21 protein-coding genes and 1 riboswitch are annotated in these 20,837 nt (G+C 50.3%); of the genes, 15 read left to right on the top strand and 6 right to left on the bottom strand.

Annotation, left to right across the window (positions count from 1 at the left end):
- Nucleotides 1-2 precede the first annotated feature (2 nt).
- The 14 genes from N7E73_RS02000 to cobI all read left to right on the top strand — a co-directional run bounded on the left by N7E73_RS02000 (nucleotide 3) and on the right by cobI (nucleotide 13,425).
- Nucleotides 3-584 (top strand): GNAT family N-acetyltransferase, encoded by a 582-nt coding sequence (locus N7E73_RS02000; RefSeq protein WP_432737177.1) that lies wholly within the window; start codon nucleotides 3-5, stop codon nucleotides 582-584.
- 277 nt (nucleotides 585-861) lie between these two features.
- Nucleotides 862-1,629, top strand: a complete 768-nt coding sequence (gene pssA / locus N7E73_RS01995; RefSeq protein ID WP_432737176.1) for a CDP-diacylglycerol--serine O-phosphatidyltransferase — start codon at nucleotides 862-864, stop codon at nucleotides 1,627-1,629.
- A gap of 168 nt (nucleotides 1,630-1,797) precedes the next feature.
- Complete coding sequence (locus N7E73_RS01990) at nucleotides 1,798-3,345, top strand: 2-isopropylmalate synthase (protein WP_432737175.1); 1,548 nt, start codon at nucleotides 1,798-1,800, stop codon at nucleotides 3,343-3,345.
- On the top strand, nucleotides 3,338-4,597 hold the full coding sequence (gene leuC, locus N7E73_RS01985) for a 3-isopropylmalate dehydratase large subunit (RefSeq protein ID WP_432737173.1): 1,260 nt from the start codon (nucleotides 3,338-3,340) through the stop codon (nucleotides 4,595-4,597). Before N7E73_RS01990 ends, leuC begins: the two co-directional genes overlap by 8 nt.
- 15 nt (nucleotides 4,598-4,612) lie before the next feature.
- The gene (locus N7E73_RS01980; protein ID WP_432737171.1) at nucleotides 4,613-5,107 is read left to right on the top strand and encodes a 3-isopropylmalate dehydratase small subunit; all 495 of its coding nucleotides are present in this window, start codon (nucleotides 4,613-4,615) and stop codon (nucleotides 5,105-5,107) included.
- Between the two features lie 13 nt (nucleotides 5,108-5,120).
- Complete coding sequence (locus N7E73_RS01975; protein ID WP_432737170.1) at nucleotides 5,121-5,444, top strand: hypothetical protein; 324 nt, start codon at nucleotides 5,121-5,123, stop codon at nucleotides 5,442-5,444.
- Nucleotides 5,441-6,511 (top strand): 3-isopropylmalate dehydrogenase, encoded by a 1,071-nt coding sequence (leuB, locus tag N7E73_RS01970; protein ID WP_432737169.1) that lies wholly within the window; start codon nucleotides 5,441-5,443, stop codon nucleotides 6,509-6,511. Before N7E73_RS01975 ends, leuB begins: the two co-directional genes overlap by 4 nt.
- A gap of 155 nt (nucleotides 6,512-6,666) precedes the next feature.
- A complete protein-coding gene (locus tag N7E73_RS01965) occupies nucleotides 6,667-7,218 on the top strand; it encodes a GNAT family N-acetyltransferase (protein WP_432737167.1) in 552 nt (183 codons plus the stop codon).
- A gap of 99 nt (nucleotides 7,219-7,317) precedes the next feature.
- A complete protein-coding gene (locus N7E73_RS01960; RefSeq protein WP_432737165.1) occupies nucleotides 7,318-8,694 on the top strand; it encodes an MATE family efflux transporter in 1,377 nt (458 codons plus the stop codon).
- Between the two features lie 101 nt (nucleotides 8,695-8,795).
- A riboswitch (cobalamin riboswitch) is annotated at nucleotides 8,796-8,996 on the top strand.
- A 106-nt stretch (nucleotides 8,997-9,102) separates the two neighbouring features.
- A complete protein-coding gene (locus N7E73_RS01955) occupies nucleotides 9,103-10,002 on the top strand; it encodes a sirohydrochlorin cobaltochelatase (protein ID WP_432737162.1) in 900 nt (299 codons plus the stop codon).
- A 27-nt stretch (nucleotides 10,003-10,029) separates the two neighbouring features.
- Nucleotides 10,030-11,085, top strand: coding sequence for a FecCD family ABC transporter permease (locus N7E73_RS01950; RefSeq protein WP_432737161.1), 1,056 nt, complete (start codon nucleotides 10,030-10,032; stop codon nucleotides 11,083-11,085).
- Entirely contained in the window at nucleotides 11,082-11,858 is a 777-nt protein-coding gene (locus tag N7E73_RS01945) for an ABC transporter ATP-binding protein (RefSeq protein WP_432737159.1), read from the top strand. The genes N7E73_RS01950 and N7E73_RS01945 overlap by 4 nt, the downstream gene beginning before the upstream one ends.
- Entirely contained in the window at nucleotides 11,776-12,711 is a 936-nt protein-coding gene (locus N7E73_RS01940) for an ABC transporter substrate-binding protein (RefSeq protein WP_432737156.1), read from the top strand. The genes N7E73_RS01945 and N7E73_RS01940 overlap by 83 nt, the downstream gene beginning before the upstream one ends.
- Entirely contained in the window at nucleotides 12,712-13,425 is a 714-nt protein-coding gene (gene cobI, locus N7E73_RS01935) for a precorrin-2 C(20)-methyltransferase (protein WP_432737154.1), read from the top strand.
- Between the two features lie 80 nt (nucleotides 13,426-13,505).
- Here cobI and N7E73_RS01930 read toward each other — a convergent pair whose 3' ends face one another.
- The 3 genes from N7E73_RS01930 to N7E73_RS01920 form a co-directional block, all read right to left on the bottom strand.
- Nucleotides 13,506-14,450, bottom strand: a complete 945-nt coding sequence (locus N7E73_RS01930) for an aminotransferase class IV (protein WP_432737152.1) — start codon at nucleotides 14,448-14,450, stop codon at nucleotides 13,506-13,508.
- 197 nt (nucleotides 14,451-14,647) lie between these two features.
- Nucleotides 14,648-16,369 (bottom strand): bacteriohemerythrin, encoded by a 1,722-nt coding sequence (locus tag N7E73_RS01925; RefSeq protein ID WP_432737150.1) that lies wholly within the window; start codon nucleotides 16,367-16,369, stop codon nucleotides 14,648-14,650.
- 166 nt (nucleotides 16,370-16,535) lie between these two features.
- Complete coding sequence (locus tag N7E73_RS01920; protein WP_432737148.1) at nucleotides 16,536-17,468, bottom strand: LysR family transcriptional regulator; 933 nt, start codon at nucleotides 17,466-17,468, stop codon at nucleotides 16,536-16,538.
- A 137-nt stretch (nucleotides 17,469-17,605) separates the two neighbouring features.
- On the opposite strand from N7E73_RS01920, the gene N7E73_RS01915 reads away from it, so the two are divergent.
- On the top strand, nucleotides 17,606-18,043 hold the full coding sequence (locus tag N7E73_RS01915; RefSeq protein ID WP_432737147.1) for a hypothetical protein: 438 nt from the start codon (nucleotides 17,606-17,608) through the stop codon (nucleotides 18,041-18,043).
- An 8-nt stretch (nucleotides 18,044-18,051) separates the two neighbouring features.
- On the opposite strand, the gene N7E73_RS01910 is transcribed toward N7E73_RS01915, so the two are convergent.
- From N7E73_RS01910 to N7E73_RS01900, 3 genes are all read right to left on the bottom strand, one after another.
- On the bottom strand, nucleotides 18,052-18,819 hold the full coding sequence (locus N7E73_RS01910; RefSeq protein WP_432737145.1) for a substrate-binding periplasmic protein: 768 nt from the start codon (nucleotides 18,817-18,819) through the stop codon (nucleotides 18,052-18,054).
- Between the two features lie 71 nt (nucleotides 18,820-18,890).
- Nucleotides 18,891-19,733 (bottom strand): substrate-binding periplasmic protein, encoded by an 843-nt coding sequence (locus tag N7E73_RS01905; protein WP_432737144.1) that lies wholly within the window; start codon nucleotides 19,731-19,733, stop codon nucleotides 18,891-18,893.
- A 134-nt stretch (nucleotides 19,734-19,867) separates the two neighbouring features.
- Entirely contained in the window at nucleotides 19,868-20,779 is a 912-nt protein-coding gene (locus N7E73_RS01900) for a phosphate acyltransferase (RefSeq protein ID WP_432737142.1), read from the bottom strand.
- Nucleotides 20,780-20,837 lie beyond the last annotated feature (58 nt).

The following is a 20,837-nucleotide window of genomic DNA, read 5'->3' as shown; positions in this document are numbered from 1 at the left end:
CCGTGATTATCGAGACGCAAAGACTTTACTTGCGGCCTTTGAAGGCAGATGACGCCGATTATTTTGATGTCCTCATGAAAGATCCTGCTGTTTACCGGTATATTCTAAGGCAGGAACCATGGGCAGAGGGCATGGTAAGGCATGTTCTGTCTATCCAGCACTTCATTTTGTCCGAACTCGGTTTTTGCCTTTTCGGGGTTGCTTTGAAGGAGACCGGGAGGCTGGCAGGATACTGCGGGCTTCAGCCTCTGGAAAGTTTCACGGCGTCAGTTGTGAATCAGGTCGGCGTAAGCTGGGTCTTCCATCCGGATTTCTGGGGCATGGGACTTGCGACCGAGGCCGGACATGCCGTGCTGGAGAAAGCTTTTGCTGCCACAGGCCTAGACTGCGTCAAAGCCATAATTCATCCGGCCAACTTCGGTTCCATTAAGGTTGCCGGGAAACTAGGATTCAAGTTTGATGATCTTGTTTTTCGTAATGATCGCTTAAGACTAATGTATTCAGTCTCTCGTGCTGTCTTCGAGACAGGCAGGATGCAGTGGGATGGAACACAGAACAACCTTGCCGTGGCTGGGTGTTTTTAAGGATATTCTTCGCCGTGAACAATGCAAGGCCGTATGGTTTGATTGAGTAATCAAGAGTTTTGTTGAATAATATTTCTTTCATTGCAGGTGGTTAAATTGTTTTTGCCGGATTTTGAATACTTCTAGGTTGACCTTTGCGGAACAGAGGGGTATTAACTGACCTTAAGTTCGCCGGATACAAGTGTTATCCGGAAGAAACGGCAGGGTCCATCCGGATCTGAACCCGGCCTGACAGCCGGGCTTGAACAGGTAACCGAAACTGATACCAAGTAGTTTAATGGCACAGGAAAAAAGAATACCGAAGCACAAGGGCGTATATATCCTGCCCAACCTGCTCACCGTAGCAAGCCTCTTCTGTGGCTTTCTTTCGATGAACTGGGTTGTGGAAGGACAATACGAGATGAGTGCTGTCGCCATTCTGGTGAGCTGTCTCTTTGACGGTCTCGACGGAAAGGTGGCCCGGTTGACCGGTACCAGCAGTGAATTCGGCGTGCAGCTTGATTCTCTTGCGGATGTGGTCGCCTTCGGTGTTACTCCTGCGTTTATGGTTTATCAGTGGCAGCTCCACCAGTTCGGCAGACTGGGCATGCTGGCAGCCTTTTTGCTGGTTGCCTGCGGTGCTCTCAGACTTGCCCGTTTCAATGTCCAGGCGGCAACCACCTCCAAGGCCCATTTCGTCGGGCTGCCCATTCCTGCGGCAGGTTGCACCTTGGCGACTCTCATCCTGTTTTTTCCCTTTATTCCTGCTGGCATTGCCCAGAGTGTACTGCCAATGTTCACTCTGATCCTCGTGTATTGCCTCGCATTTCTCATGGTGAGCACTGTTCGCTACAATTCTTTTAAAGAAGTTGGAATGTTCAAAGCTCATCCCTTCAGCGCCATGGTAACTGTTATTGCTCTCTTTGCAATGGTTGCCTCCCAGCCCAAGTTTCTGGGTTTCATTATTTTTGCCGGTTATATTATTTCCGGCCCCATTTACACTGTTTTCTTTCTATCCCGCAGAAGCAGTAAGCTACTAGGAAAGTCCTCCAAAGAATTATCATAAGCTTTTAGTGCGGGTTTCTATCCTCACATCCTGCTTATAAGGTACCATAATTCTTTAGGGGACGGTAATAGCCGGTAGTTTAGCCAGATTCCTGTTACTTTTCTTGTATAATTATTATAGCATGCAAAGGGTTCAACCTTTTGCAGATCTTGCATAGGAGATAGAATAATGTCTGATAAAGTATATATTTTCGATACAACTTTGCGTGATGGAGAACAGTCCCCCGGTGCAACCATGAACCTGGCCGAAAAAATCTCCATGGCCCGCCAGTTGGAGATGCTCGGTGTTGACATCATCGAAGCCGGTTTTCCCGCAGCCAGTCATGGCGACTTCGAAGCCGTAACCCAGATTGCAAAATCAGTGGGTGATATTCAAGTCGCAGGGCTTTGTCGTGCGCTGACCGCAGATATTGACCGTGCGTTTGAGGCTGTGAAACATGCCAAGAATCCCAGAATTCATACTTTTATTGCCACTTCAGACATCCACATGAAGCACAAGTTCAACAAGGAGCCGGAGCAGATTCTGGAGATGGCCCGCAAAGCCGTACGCCACGCCGCTTCCCTGACTCCCAATGTTGAATTTTCCGCTGAAGATGCTTCCCGTTCCCGCTGGGATTTCCTCGCACAGGTAGTCGAGGCCGCCATTGAGGAAGGTGCTACCACCATCAATATCCCCGATACAGTGGGCTATGCCCAGCCTGATGAATTCGGCAAGCTGGTCGAGTACCTGCTCAAGAACGTTTCCAACAGCAGTAAGGCAATCTTCAGTGTACACTGCCATAACGATCTGGGGCTTGCCGTTGCGAATACTCTGGCAGCAATCAAAGCCGGTGCCCGTCAGGCGGAAGTAACTCTGTCCGGTATCGGTGAACGTGCCGGTAACGCTGCATTGGAAGAAGTCATCATGGCCTTGCATACCCGTAAGGATTATTACAATGTTGAGACTTCCATCGTTACCGAACAGCTCTTCCCGTCCTGCCGCAGACTTGCTTCCACCATCGGCCAGCCTATTTCGCCTTACAAGGCCATTGTCGGAGCGAATGCTTTTGCCCATGAATCCGGCATCCATCAGGACGGTATGCTCAAAAACCGCCAGACTTACGAGATCATGACTCCCGAGTCCATCGGCAAGAAGGGCACTTCCATTGTACTCGGCAAACACTCCGGTAGAAATGCTCTGGGTTCAAAGCTGCGTGAAATGGGGTATGAACTTAATGATAAACAGATCGAAAGGGTCTTTGTTGCAATCAAGGCTCTGGCGGATAAGAAAGAAGAAATTTTCGATGAGGACGTGGAAGCACTGGTGCTTGAAGAAGCATATCGTATCCACGACCTGTACCGTGTAAAGGATCTGTCCGTATTTTCCGGTACTGCCGGGGTTTCCCCGCACGCTGCAATCGTGCTGGAAGACTTCAGCGAAGATAAGGATAATCCGAAAACTCTTCAGGATGTGGGATTCGGCGACGGTCCTATCAATGCAGTATTCTCCACCATCAACAAGATGGTCGGTCGTAAACCGAAGCTGGAACTCTATTCGGTCAACGCAGTCACCGGCGGTGCTGACGCACAGGGTGCTGTAATGGTCCACATTACCGATAACGGATTTAAATCAATCGGGCGCGGTTCTGACGAAGACATTATTGTCGCCAGTGCCAAAGCCTACATCAACGCCATAAACAGGGTTGAACGTATGAAACAGGAGAAACAGAATGCCTAAGACATTAGCTGAGAAGATTTTACAGGCGCATACCGACGAAACCGTAAAAGAAGCGGGCCAGATTGTCCGTTGTAACGTATCTCTGGTACTGGCCAACGACATTACCGCCCCCCTTGCCATCAAGTCTTTCCGTGCCATGGGTGCGGATCAGGTTTTCGACAAGGACAAAGTCGCTCTGGTCTGCGACCACTTCACTCCCAACAAGGACATTGATTCCGCAGAGCAGGTGAAGGTGGTCCGTGAGTTCGCTCATGAAAAGAACATCACCCACTACTACGAAGGAGGGGATGTAGGCGTAGAGCACGCACTGCTTCCCGAGCTCGGTCTTGTCGGTCCTTCCGACATTGTAATCGGTGCCGACTCTCACACCTGCACCTACGGCGGTCTCGGCGCTTTCGCCACCGGTATGGGCTCTACCGATATTGCCGGTGCCATGGCTCTCGGCGAAACCTGGTTCAAAGTTCCCCCGACCATCAAGGTTGAAATCGAAGGCAGGCCAGGCAAGTATGTCGGCGCCAAGGACTACATCCTCAACCTGATCGGCACCATCGGTGTATCCGGTGCGCTTTACAAGGCCCTTGAATTCAGCGGTTCCGCTGTAGATGATCTTTCCATAGAAGGACGTATGACCATTGCCAACATGGCTATTGAAGCCGGCGGCAAGGTCGGTCTGTTCCCTGTTGACGCCAAGACCCTCGAATACTGCCGTGCTGCAGGCCGCACCGGCGACGTTGAACTCCGTCCTGATGCCGGAGCAACCTACGAGCGCGTGGTCAAGATCAACGTGAACGGCATGAAACCTCAGATTGCATGTCCGCACCTGCCCGACAACGTCAAGCCCGTTGACGAAGTAAAGAACATGCAGATTCACCAGTCTGTCATCGGTTCCTGTACCAACGGCCGTATTGAAGACCTGCGTCAGGCAGCTGAAGTTCTCAAGGGCCGCAAGGTCAACAAGAATGTCCGCCTGATCGTACTGCCCGCAACCCCGAGCATCTGGAAACAGGCTCTCAGGGAAGGACTCATTGAAACCTTCATGGAGTGCGGAGCCATTGTCGGACCCGCAACCTGCGGTCCCTGTCTCGGCGGTCACATGGGTATCCTCGCTGGCGGTGAAAGGGCAATTGCCACTACTAACCGTAACTTCAAGGGCCGCATGGGCAGTCTCGAGAGCGAAGTATTTCTCTCCAGCCCTGCAGTAGCCGCAGCATCCGCAATTGCCGGCGAGATTATTGATCCTGAAGACCTTTAAGAGGAGAATTTATATATGTCTATCAAAGGTACTGCACACAGAGTCGGGGCACACATTGATACCGATGCCATCATCCCCGCCCGTTTTCTGGTTACTACCGATCCCGATGAACTTGGCGCAAACTGCATGGAAGGCCTTGAAGAAGGCTGGATCAAACGTGTCAAAAAGAACGATATCATGGTTGCCGATGAGAACTTCGGTTGTGGTTCTTCCCGTGAACACGCACCTATTTCCCTCCTTGGCGCAGGTATCCCGGTTGTAGTAGCCAAAAGTTTTGCCCGTATTTTCTACCGCAACGGCTTCAATATGGGCCTCATCCTCCTTGAAGTCGGTGATGATTTTGTTAAACTCGGCGACGGCGATCAGCTTGAAGTCGATGCCGAGAAGGGCGAAATCAAGAACCTGACCACCGGCGATGTTATCACCTGCGCACCGGTTCCCCCGTTCATGAAGGGAATCCTTGATTGCGGCGGACTGGTCGAGTACGTCAAGGAACGTCTTTCCAAGTAAAAAGGAGCAGCTTGTGAAGCGGTTCCTTGCAGCAGTAATAGTCATTTTATGCACCGTCACATCGTCCTATGCGGGCGATGTGTACGGCTGCATCATCAACGAGACTCCGGCATCATATTTCGGTGTTATCACATCCGATGCCTACAAGCTCGATTTCGATGTGCATGGTGACTACATCTGGTGCAGCAGGCTTCCGGAAGGCCGTTATACGATCAGGTCTTCGGATGGAAAGCTGGATCACGATTTTACCGCTTCATGGCAAAATTCCATCGGCCTTGTGGGTGATGAAACACTGCACTGGCTTGTCAAAATAAAAGAACAGGATATAGAGAAATGAAAATCTGCGTAATGCCCGGTGACGGTATCGGCCCGGAAATCATGGCTCAGGCCATCAAGGTCCTTGAAGTAATCGGCGAGAAGTACGGACATAAATTTGAAACAACCGAAGCTCTTATCGGCGGTGCCGCTATTGACGCCACCGGTGTTCCGCTTCCCGATGCAACTGTTAAGGCCTGCAAGGAATCAGATGCGGTTCTGCTCGGTGCCGTAGGCGGACCCAAGTGGGATACCATCGATCCTGCAGTCCGTCCTGAAAAAGGCCTGCTCGGTATCCGTAAGGCACTCGGCCTTTTTGCCAATCTTCGTCCTGCAGCTCTTTTTCCGCAGCTCAAGGATGCCTGCTTCCTGCGTCCCGACATCGTTGCCAAAGGTATCGACGTAATGGTTGTGCGAGAACTCACCGGCGGTATCTACTTCGGCGAACCCCGCGGTACCAAAGTTGAAAACGGTGAACGCATGGGCTTCAACACCATGGTTTACTACGAGCACGAAGTTAAGCGTATTGCGAAAGTCGCTTTCGAAGCAGCTCGCAAGCGTAAAAAACGTCTCTGCTCCGTTGATAAGGCCAACGTTCTCGATGTTTCCCGCGTCTGGCGTGAAATCGTCATCGAAGTATCCAAGGATTACCCCGATGTTGAACTGAGCCATATGTACGTTGATAACGCCGCCATGCAGCTCGTTCGCGATCCTTCCCAGTTCGACGTGATCGTGACCGGCAACCTCTTCGGCGACATCCTTTCCGATGAAGCTGCGGTTATCACCGGTTCCATCGGCATGCTGCCTTCAGCGTCTCTCGGAGAATCCAACCCCGGACTTTACGAGCCCATTCACGGCTCCGCTCCGGACATTGCCGGTCAGGACAAGGCCAACCCCCTTGCAACCATCCTGTCCATTGCAATGATGCTCCGTTATTCCTTCGATATGGCAGCAGAAGCTGACTGCATTGAAGCTGCGGTAGAGAAGACCCTTTCCGAAGGGCTGCGTACCGGTGACATCATGGATGAAGGCGGAAAGCTCGTCGGTTGTACTGAAATGGGTGCTGCCGTTATCAGGAATATGCAGTAGAGAATTCCGGCAGATCGTGCCAGGTCTCTGGCGTATAAATGCGAATCTGTATTGGCCAGCCCCTGCATTATGCCGGGGCTGGCTTTTTTCGTGATATGACGGGATTGATTGGCAGTTTATTTTCAGGTTGTGTCTCCCTGAAAGGAATTGACGGCATGTATGGAACAAATAGGTTGATATTACGGCAGTGGCGGTCTGAGGACTATGAGCATTTTGCGCGTTTGAATGCCGACCCGCAGACCATGCGGTTCTTTCCGTCTCCGTTAACCCGTCCGGAAAGTGATAATCTCGCCGATAAAATAGTCGGACTTATTGCCCATAGAGGTTGGGGATTCTGGGCTGTCGAGCTGCCGGGGGAAGCTCCTTTTATCGGATTTGTAGGGCTGCATATCCCAACATCCGCACTGCCTTTCAGTCCATGCGTTGAAATTGGCTGGCGTCTGGATAGGGCATACTGGGGTCATGGATATGCTACTGAAGCAGCTGAATTCGCACTTGAATACGGTTTCAGTGATCTTCAACTGGATGAAATTGTATCGTTTACTGCTGTTCAAAATAGGCCGTCACAGGCTGTAATGAAAAGAATTGGAATGAAAAGTAACGACGACTTTTTTGAGCATCCGGAGCTCCCTTTCGGGCATCCTTTGCGTCTCCATGTTCTTTGCCGTTTATCCCGCAGTGATTGGCTGGCCCAGAACAGAAATTGATTTATGTTTGACTCGATACCCGGTTGGCAGAAATTTTCCTGCATCTGAGCTAAAATGCACTTTCATAGTACCCATAATGTTTTAAAAAGCAGATGATCAATGACTGACAATTTTAATGAAACACATCACCCGTTTGAAACTTCTCCCAATAAAACGTTGCTGACACTCGCCGTTCCGGTTCTTTTTTCCATGATTGCCGAGCCTCTGACCGGACTGGTCGATACGGCTTTTGTATCTAGACTTGGGGCCGAAGCAATGGCTGCACTCGGAATCGGGACAATGGTGTTTTCGTCCGTGTTCTGGGTATTCGGTTTTCTCGGAGTAGGAACACAGACCGAAGTTTCGCAGGCTCTTGGCAGGGGAGATACGACCAGGGCCGCGTCCTTGTGCTGGCTGGCGGTGAAGATTGCGGCTGTGCTGGGAGTAGTGCTGGGTATTTTTGTGCTTCCCATTCTCGGTATGATTGCAGGGATGATGGGCGGAGAAGGACCTGTCAGGGACCTTGCAGTTGATTACATGTCGTACAGATTGCTGGGAGCTCCAGCTGTTCTTGTTGTGCTGTCCTGTTTCGGGGCCATGCGCGGATTTCAGGATATGCGTTCCCCGCTGTGGGTGGCAGTGGGCATGAATGCAATCAACGTTGTGCTGGACTGGCTGCTGGTTTTCGGAATCGGGCCTTTCCCGCAGATGGGTGTCGGCGGGGCCGCGTTGGCCAGTGCCATCAGCCAGTGGATCGGTGCATTCTGGGCTTTGCTGGTAGTTAAAAAACATTACGGAGTCACATTCGGATTCAACCTCGTCGATGCTCGCAGACTGTTTGTTATCGGCGGGGATATGTTTGTGCGTACCGGGTGTGTATGCCTTTTTCTGTTGCTGTGTACCCGTTTTGCTACCAAGGCCGGGGCTGATTCCGGGGCAGCACATCAGGCTATCAGGCAGTTTTTCGTTTTTCTGGCTTTGTTTCTGGATGCTTTTGCTATCAGCGGACAGTCGCTAGTCGGATATTTTGTCGGGCGTGCGGACCGTTCCAGTGCCAGAAATGTGGCTGCGCTTGTCTGTAAATGGAGTTTCTGGACCGGAATTATTCTGACTGCGGCCATGTATCTTGGCCAGAAGCAGGTTGCCTGGATGCTTGTTCCTGAAGAGGCAACCATGGTATTTGGACCGGCATGGCTTGCGGTAACATTTTTACAGCCTATCAATGCACTTTCATTTGCCACTGACGGTATTCATCTGGGCACAGGGGATTTTCGGTATTTGCGAAACGCCATGATGATTGCCGTGCTGACCAGTACCTGCGTCCTTTTCATTGTGGACTGGATTCATCCCGAACATATGCTGTTCTGGATATGGGTAGTGGCCGGACTCTGGACAACTCTGAGAGCCCTGTTCGGCATGATCAGAATCTGGCCGGGAATCGGGGACGGGCCGCTAAATATCCCTTCGGCAACACCTCTGTTCTCAACAGATCGCTAAACTCGAAGACTTGTTGAGAGGCTGTAAGGTCTGCCGGAATCGTTACAGTGCGGATAATTTTATCCTGTAGCACAAATGTTGACAGCGTGTCGCATGCGTAATATCAAACTTGTGCCTGTGGTGCTCTCGCGAGCTTAATAGGGAATCCCGTGAAAGTCGGGAGCGGACCCGCCGCCGTGAGTCCTTTGCAGTCCTGCCCCGTGGGCCGGTTTAATCCGGTCCGGTGTGCCACTGAACTTGTTTCGGGAAGGCCGGGTTAGGATAGGACGAGTCGGAAGACCTGCCTAGGTGCCTATAAATACCATTTTGACCGATAACGGGGCTTTTATCCGTCAAAAACAGGCACGGACCGCTTCTGCGGGCCGGGCTGCTTCATTATTTCAAGCCCCCGAAATTCAGGAGACTTTTATGTCATATCGTTTTGGGGAAAAATCTGGAATTCTTTCCGCTTTACTGCTGATCCTGCTTCTCTCGCTCCCGTCAATGGCACTGGCCGGGCATGGCGATTCCAAGCCTGTCAAGAAGGGCATTATGCTGGCCGCGTTCGGCTCCAGCATGCCGGAAACCAAAGTCGCTTTTGAGTCCATTGAGAAGGCCGTCAAAAAGGCTTTCCCCGGCGTACCGGTCCGCTGGTCCTATTCTTCATCAATAATTCGCAGGATTCTGGACAAAGAAGGTCGGGTGGTTGATTCGCCCGCCACTGCTATGGCAAAAATGATGGACGAGGGCTTTACCCATGTTGCCGTGCAGTCCCTGCATACCATTCCTGGTGAGGAATATTTCGGCATAGCTGATACTGTTAAGGGATTCGAAGGCATGCCCAAGGGGATGAAGAAAGTAACTGTCGGTAAACCGCTTCTTTACTCTGATGGAGATATGCGCAGGACAGTTGCTGCCGTGATTGCCAATATTCCAAAGGATCGCAAAAGCTCAGACGCTGTGGTGCTGATGGGGCACGGCACCCACCACGGGGCAAACATTTACTACCCTGCTTCCCAGTACTACTTTGCGCAGGTCGATCCGAAGATTTTTGTCGGCACAGTTGAGGGAAGTCCCACTCTTGATGATGTTAAGAAGCAGCTCAAGGCAAGCAGGACCAGAAAGGTATACCTTATGCCTTACATGTCCGTTGCCGGAGACCATGCACGCAATGATATGGCAGGAGCAGAACCTGATTCATGGAAATCAGAACTGACCAAGGCCGGGTACACCTGTGTACCGGTTCTCAAGGGAACAGCTGAGTTTCCTGAAGTTGTTGATATCTGGGTTGATCACCTCAAGGTGGCTTTTGATCACCTTGGGGAATAATAGGCAAATTCATGCCGGGCGGTGAAGATGGATTTATTGGGTAAAAGAAGGATGCAGGCAGTGATCCTGCTGAGCCTGATGGTACCTTTATCCATTTTTGCCGCCTGTCTTTTCGGGGCTTATGGGACCAGTGTCGGGCAGGTTCTGGCTGTGTTCAGCTCCGCTCTTGGGCTTGGAAGCGGAAAAATCGACCCCTCTCTGTCATTCATTGTGCTTGATCTGCGTTTGAGTAGAATTTGCCTGTCGTTTCTCGTGGGCATGTCTCTGGCTGTGGCCGGAACCGTATATCAGGGCATTCTGCGAAACCCTCTGGCCGACCCGTTCACCCTTGGAGTCAGCAGCGGAGCTGCTTTCGGGGCCAGTCTGGCCATTTTCGGCGGCTCTACCGTGCTTGGGGCTGGACTCTGGCAGAAGTTTGGGAATCTGTTCCTGCCCATGGCTGCACTCGCTGGGGCCATGGCGGCTCTCGGTGCTGTCCTGATGCTGGGACGAATCGGCGGCAGACTGCGGCGTGAAACAATGGTGCTGGCCGGTATTGTGGTAGCTACTTTCCTTTCCGCCCTGATTTCCCTGCTCAAGTCGCTGGACGAGGAGTCCGTATCCTCCATTGTTTTCTGGATTATGGGTAGTTTTCAGGGGCGCGGCTGGGATCATCTGCTGCTTTTTCTGCCATATTTTATCGCCGGAATGATTCCACTGATCTATTTCTCACGTGAGTTGGACATACTTTCACTCGGGGAAACTCAGGCCCGTCATCTGGGAATGGATGTTTCAAGGGTGCGAATGTTTCTGCTTGTGGGGGCCGGACTTCTGACCGGGGCGGCAGTTGCCGTTTCAGGGATTATAGGCTTTGTCGGGCTTATTGTCCCCCATCTTGTGCGTATGTATCAGGGGGCGGAGCACAGGCCTCTGCTTTTATCCGCATCTCTGCTGGGTGGACTGCTGCTTGTATGGTCCGACGTTATTGCCCGGTCATTGCTTCCCGGAGGCGAAGAACTGCCTGTGGGAGTTGTAACCGCTCTGCTCGGAGGGCCTTTTTTCTGTCTCGTGCTGCGTTCCGGTTTTGAGAGGAGCAGGGCATGATAAGGGTCAGAAACCTTACCGTTGGATACGCCGGACGCGAGGTGCTGAGTGGGCTTGATCTGGAATTCCCGGCCGGGTCCATGACAGCTGTCCTCGGTCCTAACGGGAGCGGGAAAACCACGTTTGTTTCAACCGTTTCCGGTGTACTGAAACCTTGGCAGGGGGAAATAGAACTTGAAGGCAGGAAAATTCAGGACTATAAGCCTCGTGCGCTTGCCGGGTTGATGGCGGTTCTGCCGCAGAAGGTCGAGCCTACGTTCGGATTGAGCGTAAAATCCATGGTCATGATGGGACGCTACGCCCACGGGTCCGGCTTTTTCGGCTATGACTGCGAGGACGAGACTATTTGCGCCGAGGCCATAGGCATTGTCGGTATCAGCCATCTTGAGCACCGTTCCGTGGCCGAGCTTTCCGGCGGAGAATTTCAAAGGGTGCTCATGGCCCGCACTATAGCTCAGCAGACCCGGATACTGGTTCTGGACGAAGTTGCATCAAGTGTCGATGTTGCCGGAAAGATGGAAATGTTCGACCTGCTGCGCCGAATGAACGGACTGGGGGCAACAATAATCTGCGTAATTCATGACATCAACCTTGCGGCCATTTATTTCGATCGGCTTGTGTTCATGTCTGCCGGAAAAGTCGTTCTGGACGGTCCTCCGGCTGAGGTCATTAACGGAGAAAATATATCCAATGTCTATAATGCATCAGTGGCCGTTGTGGAGCACCCTGAAATTGGTGTTCCGCAGGTGCTTTTTTCTCCTCGCAGCAGGTAGCCTGATTGCGCTGTCGCACCCTGCATATGCCGGGATCGTCATTGAAGATGATTTCGGGCAGCGTGTCGAGCTGAACGAACCGGCCAGACGTATTGTCGCCCTGTACGGATCATTCAATGAGATTCTATGTTCAATGGATCTTGGAGACAGGCTGGTAGCCCGTACTTCAGCCGACCATTATCCGGAGTCTGTTGTCAGCCTGCCGTCCATCGGCACTCATATGCGTCCCAACCCGGAACTGATAGTGGCCATGAAGCCCGACCTTGTATTGCAGATGGCAGGACGCTCTCAAGCTACATCCGCTTTGGAACCTTTGCGTAAGCAAGGTATTCCTTGTGCCATGTTTCAGGTCACCTCGTTTGAAGAACTTTTTTCGGTCATTGACCGGCTCGGAATACTGACTGCCGAACAGGGCAGGGCAATTGATCTGGTCTCTTCCATGAAGAGTAGACTGGCCCGTGCTGCCGCGAAACATGCCGGAAATTCGCATAGCCCGTCAGTCTTTTTCGAAGTCCGCTATCCAAACCTCCTTGCCGCAGGGCAGGAGTCCATTGTGGCAGATATTATTGCCAGGGCTGGCGGAAGAAATTGCGTTGAAAGTGATAAAAAGATAGTGCGCATAGGCGAGGAAGAACTTTTCCGTCTTGCCCCTGATATATATGTCTATCAGGTTGGCAGGATGAATCCGTCTCCTGTTCTTCCGTCTGAACGGCCTCATTTTAAAGGACTTGAAGCCGTTAAAAACGATAACACTCTGCAGGTGGACGAGTCCGTATTTTCCCGCCCAGGTCCGAGAAATGTGGATGCCGTGGAGATTCTGGCCGACTTCCTGTTCAGCGATAAAGAGAAATAAATGTTCAATTCTGGTAAAATTTATGGAATCGGGGTGGGGCCCGGCGATCCGGACCTGCTGACCGTCAGGGCGGTGAAGGTTCTGGAAAAGGTGGATGTTGTTTTTGCCGCATGCTCGACAAAGAATGACTACTCTCACTCGTTTGATATTGCGTCCGGTTTTATCCGCAAGGATTGCGAAGTAGTAAAGCTCGGCTATCCCATGACCCGCGATGAGAAGGTTCTGCGGGAGGCATGGGAAAAGAACTGCGAAATAGCCTATGAGTTCTTATCCGGAGGCAAATCTGCCGCTTTCCTGACCTTGGGGGACCCGCTTATCTACTCCACTTTCGGATACATGATGCAGACCATGAACAGGCTCTATCCGGAAGTCGAGTTTGAAGTGGTCCCGGGTATTACATCGTTTCAGGCAGCAGCGGCCAAGTCTCGTCAGGTGCTGGTCGAGTCCGGTCAGAACCTGCTGCTCACTTCCGGCGTGGCTGACCCCGAAAGGTTCGCTGAATCACTTGGAACAGTTGATAATGTGGTGATCCTCAAGGCATACCGTAATTTCCTGGAGCTGCGCCGGACGGTGCGTGACATGGATAAGATGAACGTAAAGTTCTATACACGGCTGGGTATGGAAGGTGAAAATATTTATGAGGACATCAATGATGTGCCTGAAAAGACTCACTATCTTTCGCTGATGTTGCTGACGTCCAAGGAGAATGGGTAAGAGTACAGGGCTTGTTAGCTCCGCAAAAGTATGCCTCCGGCTGTAAGGACTGCCGGAGGCTTTTTTCTTCAAAATGAATTCTACCTGATCGGCCTGCCGGTTCTCTGCAGGTCTTCCCGCAGCAGTTCCCGCATGCGTTTGCATATCGGTCCGGGGCGTACATCGTGAATGGGTTTCTTGTTGTAGCGAACCACACCCACCGCATCAATGGAAGTTCCACAGACGATGACTTCCCTTGCCAGCAAAATGTCTTCTTCGGAAATAGCCCTGTAATCAACTTCCGCTTCATCGGCGATCAGCTGTAGGGCCCTTACCAAAGAAGTACCGGCAAGCGCATTGGTGAACTGAGGAACCTGTATAACTCCGTTCTGGTCCACAATGCAGACACTTTCGGTCGCTCCTTCGGCGAGGAATCCCATGCTGTCGAAGCAGAAGGGGACGTTGAACCCTTTTTCTGTTGCCTCCCGTTTCATGAGCACGTTGGGGAGGTAGTCGATGGATTTAATGGTTGCCAGATAGGACTGCTTGGCCGGGATAGATGTCTTGAAAGCGGTAAGTCCTCTTTCGTACCATGATTCCGGTTTTGGTTCGTATTTGTAAACGACGATGTAAAGTGACGGAACCGGACATTCAGCCGGATCAATTCCAAAACCGCCTCCGCCGCGTCCGAGCAGGATACGCACCAGCCCGGATTCAACTTCAGCTGCTGCGGCAACCTGAATGATTATATCAGCCATTTCCTCCCATGAGCAGGGCGGTTCAAGGTAAATGGCTTTAGCAGAGCGTTTCATACGGCGAAGATGCGGATCAAGCTGGTACATTTTACCTTCGACAAATTTAATTGTCTCGAAAACCCCGTCACTTCGATGCACAAGATGGTCATCCCAGGGCATGAGCATCAGCTTTGGGTCCGTGCATATCAGCCCGATACGGTGTTCGTAGAAAGCACAGACCTTCTCGGTTCCGGCACGCATGGCTGTGAGCATGGCATCTATGTATTCTTCACTTGTGACTTTCCTGATCAATTCCTGACTCCGTGTATTCGTTTGCCCCGTGGGGACATTAACCGCCATCTTCCACGGGAAGTGAAATCCCGTGAAAGGTATCATGTACTTAATTGTTGCCACTCAGTGCAAGACCTTTACACAACTTCGGGCGGAGCTGACAAAAAACGCCCTGAAACAATTGCTTCAGGGCGTTCTGCATGGCTTGATTAAACGGCTTAGTGGTAACCGTGCTTGTGCATGAAGTCGGTATACTTGGCATCAACAACCATAATGTGCTTGATGAGCCAATCCTTGAGGAAGCGGATGATTTCAGTGGAGGCAGTGACCTTTCCGGAATCCACATCCTTTTTGAAGTCTGCAATTTTCTGGATGAATATACGGTGCAGTTTCTTGTGCGGTTCGGTCTCAGGATAATGGTGTTTGTCAAAGATTTTTTCTTCGTATCCGAAGTGATACTTGGTGTAGTCAAGCAGCCGCTCGGTAACTTCTCCGATGACCCTTCCTGTCTTACGCTGGCGCATGGCTCCGTATAGTTCGTTGATCAGGTCAAGCAGCACCATATGGTGCTCGTCAATTGTCCGCACCCGGACGGAGAGATCCTCAGACCATTCCACGATTTTGCCGGAACTGGTGTCTATCGCCTTACCGCTGGTGATTCCCTGAATGATGGAATCCAGTTCTTCAACCACACTGGCGATTTCAGTCAGGGCGTGGGCAGAAGAGCTCATCCCCTCTGAAGTTTCCTGAGCAACCCGGGCAACATCGCTGATGGCCATGTTGATTTCTTCGGAAGCAGCCGACTGCTCTTCACTGGCTGCGGCAATGGATTCAACCTGTGTATTGGTGTCATCTACAATGCCCACAATTGCGGACATGAGTTTGCCGGATTTTGCCGCTGCTTCTGTAGAATGAACAATATCCTTGGCGGCTGATTCAACTGCCGCGATGTTCTCTCTGGCGTTGCTCTGAATTTTGGAAACAGCCTCACCGACGCCCTTTGTTGCATCCATGGTTTTTTCAGCAAGTTTACGGACTTCATCGGCAACCACTGCAAAACCGCGTCCGGCTTCTCCCGCTCTGGCCGCTTCAATGGCGGCGTTAAGTGCCAGCAGGTTGGTCTGGTCCGCAATGTCGGTGATAACAGTCATGATCTGACCGATGTTGTCCGCCTGTTCGCCAAGAGTTCCCATGGTTCCTTTGAGTGCGAGGATAGTTTCCTTGATCTGCTCGAATGATTTTATGGCCTCGGAGACACCTTTGGCACCGTTCAGGGCGTTTTCTTTTGACTGGCTTGCACTGTTGGCTGCCAGTGACGCGTTCTGGGCAACTTCCAGAACTGTGCTGTTCATCTCTTCCATGGCGGTTGCTGTTTCAGTTACGCGGTCCCGCTGGATGACCATACCTGAGCTGACCTGATTTACCTGCGCACTCAGTTCTTCGATTCCGGCAAAAAGCTTACTGGAGATACCCTGTGCGTTGGAAGCGGATTTGGTGATTGCACCCAGTGCTGTTTTCTGGTCTGCAAGTTCTTTTGCAGTCTTATCCAGTTCAGCCTGAACGTTCTGGGCGTTGCTTTCAGCTGTTTCTCTGGCCTGCTCGGCTTTCCTGGTCTGTTCCGTCAGGGTTGAGACAAGCTTTTGCAACTCTTTTGCTGTTTCTGCTATTTCATCGCTAAGGTCTGACGGAAGGGTTGCCTTCTTGGTCCCTTTGGTCAGGTCATGCATGTATTTTGATAAGGATTGCAGCTGCCCGAAAATATTTGAATTAACAGTAATCAATGCAACTGCAGTTGCAGCAAGTGCAATGCAGAGGAATGCAATTTCCCATATCGTTATGCCCGGCTTGGCCGGAGGAAAAAAGGCCGCTTCGAGAACGGCGGCCGCTGTCATCAGGATGATGAGTATGATTGAAATCGTAAGTCTGGATTTAGCGGACATAATGTCTCCTTGTGAGAAAACGGCTATTGTTGTTACTTATACATTAATATTAAAAAACGAGGCCCCGTGCAAGTGCGCAGGAAGAAAAACGTTTTATAATAAATTGCTTTTATTCGATGGATCATGTCTCTCTTGCCTGGAAGCAATATAAGTTGGATAAGGATTTCTAGTTAAATATACTCTCAGGGAGTTCTCCAGCAGTTAATCTTATAATTGAACGCAGCCATTGATGGGCCGGGTCGTCGTTATTGATTGAGTGCCAATGCTGAAAGACTTTGAACTGCGTATTTTCAAGCGGGAGTTTTACAATACGCAATCTGTCTTTTGCTACGTGCATCTTTGCAAGACGTTCAGCCAGAGTCCCAACAAGATCTGAATCGACAACCAGTGCGGGGATTACGGTCTCCTGCTGTACCACGACTTTTATCCTGCGCTGCACCCCTTTTCTGTAGAGAAAATCTTCAAGGAACCCAAGTCCCGACTCGGAAAGCGACAGGGCGGCAAATTCGGAACTGGCTAACTCTTCCTCAGTCATGGTTGCCCCTTTTATCGGGTGGTCATGCCTTACTACGCAGACCTCCCGGTCTTCGAAAAGCAGCTCCTGCATGATCCCTGCTCCATAGTCCCGTGAGCAGCCGAGGAAGATATCCAGTTTCCCATTCTTAAGCATTTCAGCCCGCTGCTCGTAAGTTGTCTGCACTATTCTGATGGAAACTTCCGGAGAATCCTCCTGCATGCGGCTGAGAATTCCAGGCAGCAGCAGCCTGCACAGATAATCACTCAGACCCATGCAAAAGGTTCTTTTTGATGTGGCTGGATTGAATTCACCACGGTCATCAAGTGATTGCAGAAGATTTTTCAAGGAGGGAGCTATTCTCTCGTGCAGGGTCATGCATAGAGGAGTCGGGTCCATACTGTTACCCCGGCGGATGAAGAGCCGGTCCTCAAAGTGCTCGCGAAGTTTTGAAAGAGCATGGCTGACTGCCGATTGAGTCATGAACAGCTTTTTGCCGGCTATGGTGAGGCTTCGTTCTCTATATATCCTGTCCAGAATAACCAACAGGTTAAGGTCTATATTGGGAAGATTAGTTCTGCTCATAGCGGGAATGAATACCTTTCAGTGGTAATGCTGGCGGATCACAGCTATCAGGAGTGCAAACTGTTCTTGCATGATGTCTGCAAGGCAGGATTTCAGATCAATTTTTCATTCTGTAATTCATATTAAAGGAAATTGAAATGCTAGCTCTTTACGGTTCAATGGCGATTGCGATCGCATCGACCATTATCTATCACATTGCGCAAAAAAGTCTTGCCGGAGGTGGTTCTGTTTTCGGTTCTCTTGCCTCAGCCTATGGTGTGGCAATGGTTTTCAGTCTTATAGGGCTGTTTCTCCAGTCCGGAAGAATTGAAATCGGGGAAATAGTCAGTCTGAAGAACTGGCCTGTCTTTCTTCTTGGACTGGCGGTATTCGGTATTGAAATCGGCGTACTGCTCACATACAAGGCCGGGGCAAACGTGAACTCTCTCCCGATAATTGTAAACGGGGCAGTCATGGCCTGCCTTATCCCGCTGGGTGCGTTGATTTACAGCGAAACCATCTCCGTGACTTCTGTGATAGGCATTCTGCTGATCGGTTCAGGCGTCTGGCTGCTCTGTTCATCCGGGCACGCCTGATATCCTCTTTATTCACAGGGCGAGATCATTTCAACATCTATTTGGAGACGGTTTATGAGCTCCAGACATTCGGGTGATTTTTTTATGTCTTTAAGAGCCTTGTCGAATTTGAGAGCAAGGGCTCCGTTTCCAGGCGTTTTAGTGAATCCGAGGTAGATCGGAACACTCTGGATAGGGTTGGGGCTGAATGATATGCTTTCATCAAGTCCCATCTGTTCCAGTGCCAGAAGTCCCACAGCCCGGTAAGAAGCGACAAGGTCAATCCTGCCGGCCTTGAGTTTCAAGAAATTAAGTTGCAGCGAACTGACTTCCTCTTTCTGAAATAACCTACTCCTGTCAAATTCAGATCCATAGGTGTAACCCTTGGTTATGCCGACTTTTTTACCTTTAAGCGATTCTATTCCGGTATAGTTGAATTTGTCCTCTGCGCGATGGAAAATGACCGTGCGGACTGTCATCAGAGGTTCTTCTGGGTATATCAGCCATTCTTCTCTTTCTCTGGTCTTTCTTAATCCGAAGATTCCTGATGCGTTTCTGGCTTGTGCCGTCATCAGGGCCCGTTTCCAGGGCAGGAATTTTACTTCGAATTGAATGCGCAGTTTCTGGAAGGCTAATACTGCCAGTTCATACTGTATTCCCTTGGTTTTGCCATCTTCTTCATAATAGTATGGCGGGAAGGGGTCGGTAACAAAAGTCAGTTTCCCGGATGCTGCTGCCGGAAAGGCTGTAACCATACTCATAATGGCGATCAGATATGTCAGGAAAATTTTTTTCATAGTTCAGCATCTGATTTTTTGTACTACGATCTTCTCAAGCAGCGTATAAGTCAATAGTGATTTCCTTTATATTAATAGTCTGGTTGTGTATCTTCTGTATGTTGAGTGTGATTTTTATGCCCGCATATAGTAGCATCTTCTGTAGTGAATCCAAGTTCTTGAATTACTTTTTTACAGGAATCTTTTTCTTTTACGTTCATTAATGCTTTGTTGAAACTAATAGCCATCTTTTTATGTCCGGGTTTGCGGCTGAATGCCAGATACAGTGGAACCTTGTGCACAGGATTTGCTGAAAAATGGAAATTGCTTCGTATGTTTTCTTTGTTAAGTGTATACAGTCCCGGATCTTTATAAGCGATGACTAAGTCCAATCTGCCTGCTGCAAGTTTATTGAAATTTTGCAGCAGGGACTCGCCAGGTTCTTTTATGCATCCTTTGAAATGGTCGAAATCTGGTCCGTATGAATATCCTCTAATTACTCCTACCCGTTTATTGTTAAGCGAAGTAATATCCTTGTAGTCGAATTTATTTTCGATTTTGTAGAACAACACGATATAGGCAACCAACAGTGGCTCTTCCGGGAAAAAAAGAGCGGATTCACGTTCCGGGGTTTTTGCTATTCCTGGAATTGCATCTGATTTTCCCGTTTCTGCCATTATCAGGGCTCGTTGCCACGGAACATGCTCAAATGAAAAGGTCATTTTCATTTCCTTAAATGCCAGCGCTATGAGTCTGAACATGATCCCATCTGTTTTTCCATCGACTTGATAATAGTACGGAGGGAATGAATCTGTGACAAGTTTCAGTTGAGGGCCGGCATGGGCGGGAAAAATACAAAAGAAAACTGCTGCCGTACTGCAAAACAGTATGGATAAAGTCTGTCCGAGGACGTGGGTTAAGGAAGCTACTTTCATTCCTATAAAATGATGTCATTTATGATTGGTGTCAACTTGAAAGGAAGTATGGTGATATTTTTGGTAGGCAGGTGTGAAAAAGCCCCTGGCATGTCTGACAATGGCAGGGGCTTGGAGGCAGTATTTTTTTTTGGTCAGTACCCGGCCAGATAGCAGGCCAAGGCAATGGAATGGAATTTGGAACTGTCCGAGTCCCCGCGTGAGGAGACAACAATGGGCACATCGCTGCCTACGACCACGCTGGCGAGAGTTTTTCCAGCTATTGTGGTCAGGGCCTTGTAGAGTATGTTGCCGCTTTCTATTTCAGGGGTCAGGAGGATATCCGCACATCCGGCTACCGGATTGTCTATGCCCTTGCAGGCTGCAGCCGTGCTTGAAATTGCCAGATCCAGTGCCAGGGGACCGGCAACCCTTGCATCTCCGAAAACACCTTCGGCAGACATCTTGGCCAGAATATCGGCATCCAGTGTTGCAGGCATTGCCGGGTAGTTGACCTTTTCCGTTGCGGCCAGAATAGCAGCTTTTGGCTGTACAATGCCTAGTTTGCGGGCCACATACAGAGCATTTCTAAGAATATCGGCCTTGCGTTGCAGGTTGGGCTTGATGTTAACCCCTGCATCGGTCAGCAGGACAAGCCTGTCGCCTGTCGGAGCTTCAAATACAGTGACATGGCTGATGATTCCTTTGGTCGGAACACCGCTTTCTTTATTCAGTATGGCTTTCAGGACAACGCTGGTGCTGATCAGGCCTTTCATGATCAGGTCTGCCTTGCCTTCCTTGAAATGGCGAACCGCCATTGAGACTGCTTCAATGTCGTCATTCTCTTCAAGAAATTCAAATCCGTCGATATTCAGGCCGTGATCTGCGGCAACTTTCAGGGCTTTTTCCCGGTTGCCGATAAAGATCGGTTCTGCAATTCCCTCCGCGTGAGCTGTGAGAGCCGAGCGGATAACAAATTCTTCTGCACATGGCGCAATCGCCACTCGTGCTCTTTTTCCGTGCTTATGGACAGCTGAAATAATACCTTGCAGCGAGGTGATGGTCATGGGCGCACCTTCCGGTTTATGGGAGATTACGTTTTTATGGCCGGCGTTTCAGCAACGA

It is taken from the genome of Maridesulfovibrio sp. FT414, assembly GCF_050916235.1.
Taxonomy (GTDB): domain Bacteria; phylum Desulfobacterota; class Desulfovibrionia; order Desulfovibrionales; family Desulfovibrionaceae; genus Maridesulfovibrio.
This window is presented reverse-complemented; position numbering and strand designations above follow the sequence as displayed.